This window comes from Actinoplanes campanulatus, from assembly GCF_014647795.1.
Taxonomy (GTDB): domain Bacteria; phylum Actinomycetota; class Actinomycetes; order Mycobacteriales; family Micromonosporaceae; genus Actinoplanes; species Actinoplanes campanulatus.
Window position 1 is genome coordinate 188920 of sequence record NZ_BMPW01000013.1, and the last position, 13313, is coordinate 202232.

At 71.4% G+C, this 13313-nt stretch carries 11 protein-coding genes; 6 read left to right on the forward strand and 5 right to left on the reverse strand.

Going from position 1 to position 13313, the window contains the following annotated elements:
* Positions 1-133 precede the first annotated feature (133 nt).
* The 4 genes from IEZ13_RS25180 to IEZ13_RS25195 all read right to left on the reverse strand — a co-directional run bounded on the left by IEZ13_RS25180 (position 134) and on the right by IEZ13_RS25195 (position 5735).
* Positions 134-3205 carry an NACHT domain-containing protein gene (locus IEZ13_RS25180; RefSeq protein ID WP_183222169.1) on the reverse strand — a complete coding sequence of 1024 codons (3072 nt, stop codon included), beginning with the start codon at positions 3203-3205 and terminating at the stop codon, positions 134-136.
* 331 nt (positions 3206-3536) lie between these two features.
* Complete coding sequence (locus tag IEZ13_RS25185; protein ID WP_183222170.1) at positions 3537-4166, reverse strand: nitroreductase family protein; 630 nt, start codon at positions 4164-4166, stop codon at positions 3537-3539.
* Positions 4163-4963, reverse strand: a complete 801-nt coding sequence (locus IEZ13_RS25190; RefSeq protein ID WP_183222171.1) for an alpha/beta hydrolase — start codon at positions 4961-4963, stop codon at positions 4163-4165. Before IEZ13_RS25190 ends, IEZ13_RS25185 begins: the two co-directional genes overlap by 4 nt.
* Before the next feature lie 4 nt (positions 4964-4967).
* Complete coding sequence (locus IEZ13_RS25195; protein ID WP_183222172.1) at positions 4968-5735, reverse strand: 3-hydroxybutyrate dehydrogenase; 768 nt, start codon at positions 5733-5735, stop codon at positions 4968-4970.
* 122 nt (positions 5736-5857) lie between these two features.
* Here IEZ13_RS25195 and IEZ13_RS25200 point away from each other — a divergent pair, with 122 nt between their 5' ends.
* The 5 genes from IEZ13_RS25200 to IEZ13_RS25220 are packed head-to-tail and all read left to right on the forward strand — an operon-like array spanning position 5858 to position 10430.
* The gene (locus IEZ13_RS25200; protein WP_183222173.1) at positions 5858-7021 is read left to right on the forward strand and encodes a substrate-binding domain-containing protein; all 1164 of its coding nucleotides are present in this window, start codon (positions 5858-5860) and stop codon (positions 7019-7021) included.
* 5 nt (positions 7022-7026) lie between these two features.
* On the forward strand, positions 7027-7773 hold the full coding sequence (locus IEZ13_RS25205; protein ID WP_183222174.1) for an ABC transporter ATP-binding protein: 747 nt from the start codon (positions 7027-7029) through the stop codon (positions 7771-7773).
* The gene (locus IEZ13_RS25210; RefSeq protein WP_183222175.1) at positions 7770-8474 is read left to right on the forward strand and encodes an ABC transporter ATP-binding protein; all 705 of its coding nucleotides are present in this window, start codon (positions 7770-7772) and stop codon (positions 8472-8474) included. The genes IEZ13_RS25205 and IEZ13_RS25210 overlap by 4 nt, the downstream gene beginning before the upstream one ends.
* 1 nt (position 8475) lies before the next feature.
* Positions 8476-9342 carry a branched-chain amino acid ABC transporter permease gene (locus IEZ13_RS25215; protein WP_183222176.1) on the forward strand — a complete coding sequence of 289 codons (867 nt, stop codon included), beginning with the start codon at positions 8476-8478 and terminating at the stop codon, positions 9340-9342.
* Positions 9343-9359: 17 nt separating this feature from the next.
* Positions 9360-10430 (forward strand): branched-chain amino acid ABC transporter permease, encoded by a 1071-nt coding sequence (locus tag IEZ13_RS25220; protein ID WP_183222354.1) that lies wholly within the window; start codon positions 9360-9362, stop codon positions 10428-10430.
* A gap of 253 nt (positions 10431-10683) precedes the next feature.
* On the opposite strand, the gene IEZ13_RS25225 is transcribed toward IEZ13_RS25220, so the two are convergent.
* Positions 10684-11865 carry a citrate synthase family protein gene (locus tag IEZ13_RS25225; protein WP_183222177.1) on the reverse strand — a complete coding sequence of 394 codons (1182 nt, stop codon included), beginning with the start codon at positions 11863-11865 and terminating at the stop codon, positions 10684-10686.
* A 67-nt stretch (positions 11866-11932) separates the two neighbouring features.
* Here IEZ13_RS25225 and IEZ13_RS25230 point away from each other — a divergent pair, with 67 nt between their 5' ends.
* Entirely contained in the window at positions 11933-13105 is a 1173-nt protein-coding gene (locus IEZ13_RS25230) for a citrate synthase 2 (protein WP_183222178.1), read from the forward strand.
* Positions 13106-13313: the final 208 nt, after the last annotated feature.

Below are 13313 nucleotides of genomic sequence, written 5' to 3' on the forward strand. Positions count from 1 at the left end.
CCTGGCGGACCGCTTGCCGCCGTGCGGGCCATCGGCTGGCCCAGCACTACTGCGCCCGCCTCCGATGCGTCCGGGCTGGCGGTGTCCGGCCTACTGACCTGCGGCTCGGCGGGCTCGGCGGTTCGTCGAGGGTTCAATCGTGGGCGAGGATCAGCGTCTCCAGGAGTTCCGGGCGGACGCGGCGCTCCTCCAGCAGGCAGGTGGCGGCGGCCAGCTCGATCAGGGTGGCGGTGAGGCGGTTGTCGTCGGCCTTCTGCGCGAAGCGGGCCAGGACCAGTGCGGGAGCGCGGATGGCGGCGGCGGTCGCCGGAGTGATGAGGCGCTCCCGGGCCACGATCGGGTGAGCCACCCGGAGCAGCCGGTCCAGCGCCGCTTCGAAGAACGAGGGGTCGGAGGGCGATCCGGGGCGATCCGGCATCGCCGCCAGCCTGGCCACGAGACCACCGAGGTCAACCGGGAACCGATTCGCCCTGAGCCGACGGTCGGGCAGCAGCGACTCGGCCACGATGCGCATCGGGTCGCCGGGCACGGCCGACACCGGCAGCGCGAGGTTGCGGTAGGAGATCGGCCCGAGGACGTGGTCGATCGGTGACTGCCGCTCGACGGCCGGGGGTGCGCCGCGGGCGATCGACCGGATCCGGCTGACCGAGGTGTCGATCTCCTCGAACTCCGCGCGGATGATCGGGAACAGCCCCATGGCGCGGGGCGTGCTGCCCGGCTCCGCCGATTTGAGCGCCCGTTGTACCCGGCCGAGGTCGACCACCAGGTCTCCCCATCCCGCCGAGGCCCGGCGACGGTCGGCGATCCCGAGCAGCACGGTCTCCAGCCGGCCGATCTCCGCGTGCAGGCGTTCGGCTCTGTTCCTCAGATCCTCCACCATGCCGCCGGTCCGGTTCCCGGGCGCGGTATCCGCGTCCGTGGACAGGATGTGCCGGGTGCTCTCCCTGACGAGTTCGGCCATCTGGGCCGCAACATGGTTCATCTCGGTCATGGACCGGTGGACCATGTCGGTCTGGCGGGCCGCCAGGTCCTCCAGACCCTTGTCGAGCAGGTGCGATCCGGCGAGGTCGGCGCTGAGGGCGTCGAGCAGCGCGTCGGCGGTGACTACCGCGGCCTTCTTGTCCGGGTACCGAACCCTCCACCGTCCCTCCACGACCCATACCGGCAGGGCCGGGTGCACCGTGGCGACCTCCGCGCCGGTCGGCAGGCGGAACACGATGCCCTTACCGCTTCGGGGGCCGGCCGCGACCAGTGCGTTGATCCAGGCCAGGAACGCTTTCGCATCGCGCTGCCAGATGCCGCGGGCGGGAGCATCCGGGTCGGCCGGTTCCGTGCCCTCGATGAAGGGCGTGCCGGTCTCCGAACAGAACAGCTCGTAGAGCTCGGTCGTGATCGGCCGCCGGCTGATCCGGGTGCCGTCCGGCGTGGTCACCATCGCGCGCAGCATGCGGCCGATGAGGACGTCGAGGGCCAGGGCCCGGTCGGCGGGGTCGGCGTCCGGTCGCAGACCGCGGTGCAGGAGGCGGTCCAGGTCGTCACGCAGCCCCTGGTCGACGCGATCGTCGGACTCGGCGAGTTCGAAGGCCAGGGAACGGGCGACGAGAGTGCCCGAACGCACGGCGCTCGCCACGATCGGGTTCGGGTCCTCACCGGCCCCGTACAGCAGGATGGTCTCCCGCCACCACGGATCGTCGACCACCTCGGTGAGCAGGTGGTGCAGGCCGCTCTCGGCGATGTAGGCGGCCGCCAGGTACTCCTGGAAGGTCTGGTGGGTGAAGGCGAAGTTCTCCAGGTCGGGGACCGGCAGCAGACCGGTGGCCTCCATGTCCTCCAGGAACCGCTCGGCGGTGATCCCGGGCGCGGTCTCGTCGAGCCAGGGCTGCACCGTCCGGACCAGGGTGCGCCGGTCCTGGCCGCGGATTCCCTGCCGCATCCATGCGAAGGCGAGCCGGCCGAGCAGCATCAGCCGCTGCCGGAGCGCCAGCGCGACGATCTGGCCGCGTGCCTCGTCGCGGCGGCCCAGCATCGTCTCGCACACCTCGCGGTAGAGCATGGCGCGGTTCTCCGGGAGCTGCTTCCCGTACCGGTGCACGTTGGCGATCATCGTGAGCAGCAGCGGGTTCGCGGTGAGGTCGGTCAGGCCGGGAATGGCGTCGATCTGCCTCAGCAGGTGCGCGGCCGCCTCCCTCCCGCGTGCGGCGGCGGCCGCGTACTCGCCGTTGTCGGCGTCGTGCCGTTCCGCGGCGGTGTACCACTTCTCCAGGAAGGCGCGGACCTGCGGCCGGCCGAACGGCAGCACCTGGACCGTCTCGGTGGCGTCGACGAACGCGTTGCGATAGCCGGGCGGCCGTGAGGTGATCACGAAGTCGTTGCCCGGATGCGCCGCGACCTGCCGGTTGATCCATTGCGCCACGTCCCGGCGGGTCCCGGCCTCGCCCGCCTCGTCGAGCCCGTCGAGCAGGATCACACAGCGGCCGGCGCGAAGCCGCTTCTCCCACCAGCGGGCCGGTTCGGGACCGACCGAATCCGGAATGGAGCCGCGAATCAGGCTGAGCAGGGAGACGTTCGGGTCGGCGGCGATGGCCTTGGCCTGGTCGCGCAGTTGCAGCCACACCGGGATCGGCCGCGTCATCGCACGGTTCGCCTCGACCGTTCGCCGCGCGACATGGCTCAGCAGGGTGGTCTTGCCGCTGCCCGGCGCGCCGAGCACCGCGAGCACGACGCGTCGCCGGCGGTTCAGGAAATTCCAGATCGTACGATCGTGGCCGTTCTCCCGGGTGGCAGGCACCATGCCGGAGCCGACCTGGCCGGGCGCGCTCGACGTCAGCGCCAGGCGGACGAAACTGGCGTCCAGTTCGGGAATGAACGGGCCGATGATGTTCAGCCCTTTGGCGTCCAGGTTGCGGCGGCTCTCACTGACCCAGCGCCGGTAGTCGCGGGCGTACCGGGAGGTGAGGCGGTCGAGAATCGCCCGGGCGCCGCCCGGCGTGTCCGGGTCGCGCCGCAGGTGGCGGACGGCCACCGTGATCGACAGCACCAGGCAGCCCACGAAGATCGCGCCCATCAGCTTCACGTCGCCGGCCCACTTCCAGTCGGCCGGGAACGTGTTGGTGAAGACGTTGGTGACGGTCCCGAGGGCGGCGCCCGCGAGCACGCCGACGGTCACGGACGACCGGCTGTCCGTGGGCCGGCGACCGTCCGTCATCGAGACATGATGGCAGTCCCGCGTCGCCGTCGGAACCCGGGCACCATCCTCTGTACACGCCGGGCGACGATCATGGCCCGCTGGCTGTCAGGGCTGTATCGCGGCCGTTGAGACAGCCCTCACTGCCAGCCGGGGTTCGTCACCGGAGGTGGTGGTCGCGTGGGTGGGCGGGGTTACGGAGGTCGCGGAGCGCGATGCCGCGGGGCCGGGTGGGTGCGGCGGGCGAGCCCCGCCCAGCTCCCGGCGGAAGCCGTGGCCGGCGGGGGCGCTGCGGCCTTGCGTTGCAGCGCGCCCGCGCGGGTACGGGAAGCGGTTCAGCCCACCCGTACGATCAGGCGGTTTGGAACTTCTCGAAATGGACCACCTCGTCGAGTGGGCGGCGCTTCGGCTGGGACCAGCGGCCCTTCGCGGGGTAGCCGAGCGGGATCAGCGCCATCGTGAGGGCGTCCTCGGGAAGGCCGAGCAGCTTGCGGACCTCCTCCTCATGGCCGATGTGGAGGGTGGTGAGGGTGGCGCCGAGGCCGTGCGCGCGGGCCGCGAGGATCAGCTGCTGGACGGCGCCGTAGATCGACGAGCCCAGCCGCGGGTTGGTGGACTTCGCGGCGCCGAGCAGGACCGGGAAGACCCAGACGGGGGCCTCCTCCAGGTGGTTGGCCAGATGGTCGGCGGCCAGGAAGCTGGCCTTGCTCATCGGGCCGCCCTCGGGCGCGTTCAGGATCTGCTCGCGGCGGGAGCCGTAGTGGCGCTCCCAGCCCTCCCGGTACCAGCCGGCGATCCGCTTCTTCGTCTCCGGGTCCCGGACCACGATCCACGCCCAGAACTGGCCGTTGCCGGCGGACGGGCCACGGATCGCGGCATCGAGGATGTCCCGGATCACGTCGTCGGCGATCGGTTCGGTGGACAGGTAGCGGCGGGCCGGGGTGGAGTGCAGCGCCTCCAGCACGGACAGGTCGGTGGTCATGTGGTGAGACTAATGATCCGGTCAGCGACGCGCCGGGCTCCCGCACCTTGCAGGATCGTGTAGTGGTTGACGTCGGGGATCAACTCGGCGTCAACTCCCGTCAACTGGTCATGTTGATACAGTCCACGCGGTTCATCCATCAATCCACGTGGCGCCCACAGCAGGGGATGGGGCGCCGGGATCGGGTTGGTCAACATGTCGTGCGCGTCGGCGCGGATGGCCTCGATGTTGCAGGACGATCCGGTGCCGGTGAAGTCGCGGCGGATGTAGGCCGCCAGATCCGGCGTCCAGTGGTCGCCCAGCGCCGGGTTCTGCCGGAAGTAGTCGAGGTAGGCGGTCTCGTCGTCGAACGTCATCGACAGCCGGCGCATCGCCGGGCCGATGACCGCGTGCAGCGCCGTGTCGATGTCGATGCCCGGCGGCACGGGCAGCGCGATCCCGCCGTCGACCATCAGCACGGGGCCGACGTCATGAGCGGCCGCGGTGACCGCGACCACGAAGGCGCCCATCGAATGGCCGACGAGCGCGGGCCGCTCGACGCCGAAATGGTCGGATACCGCGATCAGGTCGGCGATGTGCGCGGCCATGCCGAACGGTCCGGGCAGATGCGCGCTTCCCGCGCGGCCCCGCAGATCAGGGGCGATCAGATGGACGCGTCCGCGCAGCTCCCGGGCCACCGAGGTCCAGGACAGCGCGTTGGCCGTGATCCCGTGCACGGCCAGCACCACCGGACCGTCCCCCGGCCAGCTCACCACTCGTAGCTTCCCACCGGTCACCGCGATGTCGATCTCTTCCATCACGTCAGTGTGCCGTCCATCCGCAGTCGATGGTGATCGAGGATCCGGTGATCAGCCGGGCCGGCGGCGTGCACAGGTAGGCCGCCAACTCCGCCACGTCCGCCGGGTCGACCAGTTCCTTGATCGCCGCCCGGGCCAGCAGGATCCGCCCGATCACCTCGGACTCGCCGATGCCGTGCACCGCGGCCTGGTCGGCGATCTGCTTGTCGACCAGTGGTGTCCGGACGAATCCGGGGTTGATGCAGTTGGAGGTGACGCCGTGCGCGGCCCCCTCCAGCGCGGTGACCTTGGACAGCCCCTCCATGGCGTGCTTGGCGCTGACATAGGCGGCCTTGTACGGCGACGCCACCAGTCCATGCACCGACGATATGTTGACGATCCGGCCCCATCCACGTTGATACATGTGTGGAAGCACCAGCTTGACGAGCCGGAACGGCGCCTCGGCCATCACCCTCTGGATCAGCGAGAACTTGTCCGGCGGGAACTCGGTCAACGGCGCCACCACCTGCAACCCGGCGTTGTTGACCAGCACGTCCACCTGTGCCGGCAACTCGTCCACCCGGTCCAGGTCGGACAGGTCCGCCGGGAACGCCCGGCCCCCGGTCGCGGCGGCCACCTCCTTCGCCGCCCGTTCGTCGATGTCCACCACCATCACGTCCGCGCCGGCCGCGGCCAGCCGTTCGGCGCAGGCGCGCCCGATGCCGCTGCCGGCGCCGGTCACCAGCGCGGTGCGGCCGGTCAGATCAAGGTCGACCACTCGTGCCGTCGTCATGGCGGTGAACGTACGGGCCGGGCCGTTCCCGCGCCTATGTGTGCGGCCCACACATCCGGCCGCCGCCCCGTGTGATCGACGCCCGTGGTTTTGATGCGGCCTGGTTTCTAGCGTGTGGCCACATGAACCGAGTTCGTATGACTTCCGTCCTCGCGGCGGTGACCCTTTCCCTGGCCGCGTGCGGCAGCCCACAGGCCGCCACCGGCGGCGGCTCCGGCCCGCTCGAGGTCGGCATCGTCTACTCCCAGTCCGGGCCGCTCGCCACCTACGGCGCCCAGTACGCCGAGGGCTTCAAGGCCGGCCTCGCTCACGCGACCGGCGGCACCGGCCGGATCGGCGACCGGGCCGTCGAGGTCACCTGGGTCGACGACGCCGGCGACCCGGTGAAGGCGGTGTCCGCCGCCAAGGACCTGATCGGCAAGGGCTACCGGGTCCTCGGCGGATCCACCTCGTCCGGCGTCGCGTTGCAGGTCGCGCCGCTCGCCGCCGAGAACAGGGTGCTCTTCGTCTCCGGGCCGGCCGCCACCGACGGGCTGACCGGCCTCAACAGGTACACGTTCCGGTCCGGGCGCCAGTCGTACCAGGACGTGCTGACCGCCCGGACGTTCCTCGGCGACGGGAAGAAGGTGCTGGTCTTCGCCCCGGACTCGGCGTTCGGCAAGTCGAACGTCGACGCCGTCACCGCGGTCCTCGGCGGCGCCGGCGCCACCGTCACCGACATCGCGGTGCCCGCCAACGTCACCGACTTCACCCCGTTCGCCAGCCAGATCAAGGCGGCCGCGCCCGATCTCGTCTTCGTGGCCTGGGCCGGCGCCACCGCGGGCGCCATGTGGCAGGCCCTCGACCAGCAGGGCGTCCTCGCCTCCACCAAGGTCGTCACCGGGCTCGACATCCGTGCCTCCTGGGCCGGGTTCGGCGCCGGCGGCACCAAGCTCAACCTGCTCGCCCACTACTTCGACGGCGCCGCCGACAACGCCGCCTACCAGGCGCTGAAGGCCGCCGTGCCGGGTGGTAGGACCGACCTGTTCCACCCGGACGGGTTCGTCGCCGCCCAGATGATCGTCCACGCGCTGCAGAGCAGCCCGGACGACGTCGACAAGATGGTCACCGCCCTGGAGGGGTACGGCTTCGACTCGGTCAAGGGCCGGCTCACCGTCCGCGCCGAGGACCACGCCCTGCTCCAGCCGATGTTCCAGGCCAAGCTCACCGGCGCCGACGCCGTCACCGCAACGGGAACCGTTTCCGCCGACGACGCCGCCCCGCCCGCGGCGGCGATGAAGGGTTGAGCCCGATGACCGCTGTCACGGTCGAGTCCGTGTCATGGCGCATCGGCGCCGTGCCGATCGTCGACGACGTGACCCTGCAACTGGCGGCGGGCGAGTTCATGGCGCTGATCGGGCCCAACGGCGCCGGCAAGACGTCCCTGTTCAACCTGATCAGCGGGCTGCGGCGGCCCAGCTCGGGACGGATCCTGCTCGATGGCGGCGACGTCACCGGGCTGGCCCCATACCGGCGGGCCCGCCTCGGCCTCGGCCGCACCTTCCAGACATCGGCCGTCTTCGGCTCGCTCACCGTCGCCGAGAACGTCGCGCTCGCCGTCCAGGCCCGCCGCGGCGGCGCGACGCGCGCCTGGCGCCGGCGCTCCGACCGGCAGGTCACCGCCCGGGCCGGGGAGATCCTTTCCGAGGTACGGCTGAGCGCCCGCGCCTCGGCCACCGCCGGATCGCTGGCCCACGGTGAGAAACGCAAACTCGAGATCGCCCTGCTGCTGGCCGGCGAACCGAGCGTCCTGCTGCTCGACGAGCCGATGGCCGGCGTCAGCGCCGAGGAGGTGCCGGCCCTGGTCACCGTCATCCGCGGCCTGGCCGGGGAGAGCGACCGCAGCGTGCTCATGGTGGAACACCACATGGACGTGGTGCTCGACGTCGCCGACCGGATCGCCGTCCTGCACCACGGGGCGCTGCTCGCCTGCGACACCCCGGACGCGGTGATGGCCGACCCCTTCGTGCAGGAGGCCTACCTGGGAGAATCGCTGTGATTTTGAAGATCAACGACTTGTCGGTACGCCTCGGCGGCTCGCACATCCTGCAAGGCGTCGCGTTCGACGTGGCCGAAACCGGGGTCACCGCGCTGCTCGGCCGCAACGGCGTCGGCAAGACCACCACGCTGCGGGCCGTCCTCGGCGAGGTGCCGGCCACCGGGGAGGTCCTGTTCGACGGGCGGCCGGCGCTCGGCAGGGCCACCCACCGGCTGGTCCGCGACGGGCTCGGCTACGTGCCCGAGGACCGGTGCGTGTTCGCCGGGCTCACGGTGGCGGAGAACCTTCGGCTCGCGGTCCGCGTACCATCGCCCGACTTCGACCTGGTCTTCGATCTCTTCCCGGAACTCCGTCAGCGGGCCGGACAGCGAGCCGGCACCCTGTCCGGCGGGCAGCAGCAGATGGTCGCCATCGCGCGGGTTCTGCTCAACCCCAACCGGCTGCTGCTCGTCGACGAACCCACCAAGGGACTCGCCCCGGCCGTGGTGACCGCCGTGGCCGCCGTCCTGGAACGGGTCGCGACGCGCGTACCGATCCTGTTGGTCGAACAGAACCTGGCGGTGGTCCGCCGGCTCGCCACCGACGCGGTCGTCCTGGAGGCCGGGCGGACCGCCTGGCGGGGCCGCGCCGCCGACCTGCTCTCCGACGCCGACGCGACCCGGTCGCTGCTCGGCGTCGGAACCACCGCCGGGAGGCACTGACATGTCCACCGTGGTCCTGCTGGCACTCACCGGGCTCGGCCTGGCCGCCCTCTACTTCCTCATCGCCTCCGGGCTGTCGCTGGTGTTCGGCCTGGCCGGAGTGCTGAACTTCGCGCACGGACTGTTCCTGTCCGTCGGCGCCTATGCCGCCTGGACCGTCTCCGAGAGCTGGGGGCTCGCCCCGGCCGTCCTGCTCGGCATCGCCGTCGCCGCCGCCACCGGCGCGCTCGTCGAACTCGTGTTGATCCGGCCGCTGTACACACGACACACCGAACAGGTGCTCGTCACCGTCGGGCTGTCGCTGGCCGGCGTCGCGCTGCTCCAGTCGGTGTGGGGCGCCGACGCCCGCGTCTTCCCCCGCCCCGCCTGGGCGTCGTCGGTCGTGAGCATCGCCGGAGCGCAGGTGCCGGCCGACCGGTTCCTGCTCATCGGCGCGGCCGTGCTCGTGCTCCTCGGCCTGCTCGCGTTCCTCCGATTCACCCGGTACGGTCTGGTCATCCGGGCCGGTGTGGAGAACCGCGACATGGTCAGCGCCCTCGGCATCGACGTACGCAACGCGTTCACGCTGGTGTTCACGATCGGCGGGGCGCTCGCCGGGCTCGCCGGGATCCTCGCCGGCATGTACTTCAGCTCGATCTCACCGGGACAGGGCGCCTCCCTGCTGATCTTCGCGTTCATCGTGGTCGTCATCGGCGGCCTCGGCTCGGTCACCGGCGCGTTCGCCGCGGCGGTCGCGGTCGGCCTGCTCCAGCAGTTCGTCAACTACTACGGAACCGCCGGAGCCGGGGACGTGAGCGTGGTGGCGCTGCTCGCCGCCGTCCTGCTGCTGCGCCCGGCCGGTCTGGCCGGAAAGGCGGCACCCGCGTGAAATCGTCATCCGTCTCCATGTCGCCGCCGTCACCGCCCGGTCGTCTGCGTCGCCTTGTTCCACTGCTCGTGCTGCTGGTCGCGGTCGTGCTGCCGTGGTCGACGCTCAGCCTGCCCGGCCTGTTCGAAGGACCGCTCAACTCGCCGGGCACGCTGCAACTGCTCGCCATCTGCCTGGTTTTCGCCGGGCTGGCGCTCGGCTACGACCTGCTGTTCGGGCGGGCCGGGCTGCTGTCGTTCGGGCACGCCCTCTACGTCGCGGCCGGCGCCTACGGGGTGGACATCCTGGTCAGTCACTACGGCTGGCAACTGTGGACGGCGGCGGCCGTGACCGTACCGGCTGCCGCGGTCCTCGCCGCGCTGCTCGGCTCGGTGGCGTTGCGGACCTCCGGGATCGCGTTCTCCATGGTGACGCTCGCCTTCGCCCAGGTCGGGCACATCGTGATCAACCGGGATCCGGGCGGGCTCACCGGCGGCGAGGAAGGGCTGCCGCTGTCCAGCGCCGGCCTGCCCGCAATGTTCACCGGGGTCGTCAACACCGTCAATCTGTACTGGCTCGCCCTCGCCTTCCTCACCGTGGTCGTCCTGGTGGTGCACGCCATCGACCGGGCGCCGCTGGGTCGCACGTTGACCGGGTTGCGCGACGACGAGCGGCGGATCGCGGTGCTCGGGCTGTCGCCGTACCGGCTCAAGCTCCTCGCCTTCGTCCTGGCCGGAACCCTCGCCGGCCTCGGCGGGGTCATCTACGCCCTCGTCGTCGGCGGGGCGTCACCGCACATCGCCTCGTCCGAGCTCACCCTGTCGCTGATCGTGATGGCGGTCCTCGGCGGGGCCGGCACCCGGTGGGGCGCGGTGGTCGGCGGATTCCTCTACGCCTACCTCGACCAGCGGCTGGCCCGGCTGGGCGGGTCGCTGCCGGGGCCGTTCGGGGAGCCGTTGTTCGTGCTCGGGACGCTGTTCATCCTGGCGGTGTACTTCGCTCCCGGAGGTCTGGCGAGCCTGGGCTCCCGCCTCGAGCCACTGCGGCGGGCGCTGCGGCCCCGCCGCCCCGGCGACGGTCACCCGGCGCCGGTGACGGACGCGGTCTGAGTGGGAGGGCGGCCGCTGACGCGCCGCTCTCCCGCCGCTTCGCCGGCCGGCTCTCAGCGTTGCTTCGCGGCACGTGAGATGGCGTTGGTGGCCGGCCGGGTGGTTCGGCTGGCTGTGAGCGCTGTTTCGAGGACCGCGGGACAGCTCCCATAGCCGGCCGGGTGGTTCCGGCTGGTTCTCGGTGCTGTTTCGGGGGGGGCGTGAGACCGCTCTGATGGCCGGCCGGGTCCCGCCCCGGACTCCTGGGCCGGGGTCAGAGTGGCGGCAGGCCCGCGTAGGCGCCGGTCGGCCGGAAACGGCTCGGCCGATCCCCGTACTCCTCCAGGGCGTGCGCCAGCCAGCCCGCGGTCCGGGCCACCGCAAAGATCGCCTCGCCGGCGTCCGCCGGCATGCCATGATGCAGCGTGAGCGCGGCGAGCGCGAGGTCGATGTTGGGAGCCTGCCCCGATCTCTCGCGTACGGTGTCCGCCAGCTCCAGCGCGGTCTCCCGCACCGGCCCGTCGGCGATCAGGCCGAACAGCGTCCTGGCACGCGGATCGCCGTCCGGATACAGCGGATGCCCGAAACCCGGGATCGGCGTTCCGGACCGGTGGCGATCGGCGAGGGCGGCCATCGGGCCGCGGCCCCGCACGGCCTCCGCCAGGAGGGGGTACGCCAGCGCGCTCGCCGCCCCGTGCAGCGGCCCGTCGAGTGCGGCGAGTCCGGCGCTGACCACCGCATAGGGATGTGCCCGGGTGGAGGCGGCCACCCGGGCGGCCAGAGTCGAAGCGGCGATGTCGTGATCGGCGAGCAGGATCAGCGCGGCGTCGAGCGCATACAGGCCGGGCTTGGCCGGGGTCTCCCTGGTCAGCCGGTGCCAGAGCTCCTTGGCGAACGACGTCTCCTCGACCGGGAACACACCGGACCGCGACGGCAGAGCCTGCACCATCGTGGCCAGCAACTGACGGCCGGTGGCGAGGACGGCGGCCGGCGCGATGTCGAAACGGAGCGGGTCGGCGGCGGCCGCCGCGGCGACCGTGACCCGGAGGCGGTCGGTGAGCCGGGCGGTCTCCGGCAGTGGCGCGGTCACGGCGACGGCCAGTTTCCGCAGCTCGGGTCCGGCTTTGAACGGCGTGTCCCGGAGGTCACCGGTCCAGAGCAGTGCGGCGACGGCCTCGTAGGAGGCGGTTTGGGCGAGCATCGTGGCGTCCCGCCCACGGAAGTAGAGGGATCCGTCCTTGATCAGGGTGATGCCGGTCTGGATGCCGGGGGTGGTGGTGCGTTTGCGGTTCGCCAGGAACGTGTCGACGTCGGTCTTCGCGAACAGGCTGTTCTTGCCGTCGGCGTTGCGCTGGCTGGTGAGCAGTCCGCGGCTGACGTAGGCGTACACGGTAGTGGGTTTGACACCCAGGAGGACGGCGACCTCTTCGGTCGTCAGCAGCGGCTGTGCGTTCATGTCATCAGGCTCTCATATTGACTGGATCAACATTGACATCAACTCATGACGAGTACAGATTGACGTCATGTTGACAGTCAATCCAGGACTCGCCGGTGTCGTTGCATTCGACACCGAGATCGCCGAACCCGACCGGGACGGCGGGGCGCTGCGATACCGCGGCGTCGACATCACCGCACTCGCCGGAACGGTGTCGTTCGGCGACGTATGGGGCCTGCTCGTCGACGGCGACTTCACCCGAGGCCTTCCGGCCGCGGAGCCACTGCCGCCGCTGACGGCCAGCGGTGACATCCGGGCCGACGTGCAGGCGGCGGTCTCTCTGCTGGCGCCCCGGTGGGGACTGGGGCAGCTGATCGACATCGCTGACGACCAGGCCCGGGACGACCTGGCCCGGGCATCGGCGGCCACCCTGTCCTATGTGGCCCAGGCGGCCCGGGCAGCCTATCCGCCCGCGCCGCGTTCCGCCCGGGCCCCTGTGGACAACCGTTCCGCCGACCGGCCGGTGCGGGCTCCCGCTGTGCCACAGCGACTCGTCGACGCCGGGCGGACCGCCACCGAACGGTTCATGATCGCCTGGCAGGGTGAGCCGGACCCGCGGCACGTCGCGGCGATCGACCGGTACTGGATCTGCGCGGCGGAACACGGCATGAACGCCTCCACGTTCACCGGCCGGGTGGTCGCCAGCACCGGCGCGGATGCTCCGGCCTGTCTGTCGGCGGCCGTCGCGGCGCTGTCCGGCCCGTTGCACGGCGGGGCGCCGTCGCGGGCCCTGGGGATGATCGAGGAGGTCGAGAGGGGAGTCGACGCCCGCCACTTCGTACGCCGGATCCTGGACGGCGGCCGGCGGCTGATGGGTTTCGGGCACGCGATCTACCGGGCCGAGGATCCCCGGGCACGCATTCTGCGGGACGCCGCTCGCGAACTCGCCGCACCCCGTTACGAGGTGGCACGCGAACTGGAACTGGCGGCCCTGGCCGAGTTGCGCGACCGTAAGCCGGACCGCGTACTGGCCACGAACGTCGAATTCTGGGCCGCGGTGATCCTGGACTTCGCGGGGGTGCCGGCCGAGATGTTCACGTCCATGTTCACCTGCGCCCGTACGGCCGGCTGGAGCGCGCACATCCTGGAACAGAAGCGCTTGGGCAAGATCATCCGCCCGTCCGCGGACTACGTGGGACCCACCGAGCGCCCGGCTGCCGAGGTGCGCGGGTGGCCTGAGGCCCTCCACCGCAACTCTTGATCGTGGGTGTGGCCTGGTCTGGGCTCTCGGTCCGCTGAGGTGGGCGGCTGACTCGAGGCCCTTCGCTGCGGCTCTGGTTCTGGGCCATTCGTCCGCTGTCGTCGGTCCCCGTTGCCCGCTGTCGTCGGTCGTTGTTGCCCGCGGTCGCCGTTGCCCGCGGTCGCCGGTCGTTGTTGCCCGCGGTCGTCGGTTGCTTTTGCTCGCTGTC

Coding starts and splice junctions, on each gene's coding strand:
- IEZ13_RS25180 (WP_183222169.1), bottom strand. CDS start 3,205: ATGACGGACGGTCGCCGGCCCACGGACAGCCGGTCGTCCGTGACCGTC.
- IEZ13_RS25185 (WP_183222170.1), bottom strand. CDS start 4,166: ATGACCACCGACCTGTCCGTGCTGGAGGCGCTGCACTCCACCCCGGCC.
- IEZ13_RS25190 (WP_183222171.1), bottom strand. CDS start 4,963: ATGGAAGAGATCGACATCGCGGTGACCGGTGGGAAGCTACGAGTGGTG.
- IEZ13_RS25195 (WP_183222172.1), bottom strand. CDS start 5,735: ATGACGACGGCACGAGTGGTCGACCTTGATCTGACCGGCCGCACCGCG.
- IEZ13_RS25200 (WP_183222173.1), top strand. CDS start 5,858: ATGAACCGAGTTCGTATGACTTCCGTCCTCGCGGCGGTGACCCTTTCC.
- IEZ13_RS25205 (WP_183222174.1), top strand. CDS start 7,027: ATGACCGCTGTCACGGTCGAGTCCGTGTCATGGCGCATCGGCGCCGTG.
- IEZ13_RS25215 (WP_183222176.1), top strand. CDS start 8,476: ATGTCCACCGTGGTCCTGCTGGCACTCACCGGGCTCGGCCTGGCCGCC.
- IEZ13_RS25220 (WP_183222354.1), top strand. CDS start 9,360: ATGTCGCCGCCGTCACCGCCCGGTCGTCTGCGTCGCCTTGTTCCACTG.
- IEZ13_RS25225 (WP_183222177.1), bottom strand. CDS start 11,865: ATGAACGCACAGCCGCTGCTGACGACCGAAGAGGTCGCCGTCCTCCTG.
- IEZ13_RS25230 (WP_183222178.1), top strand. CDS start 11,933: ATGTTGACAGTCAATCCAGGACTCGCCGGTGTCGTTGCATTCGACACC.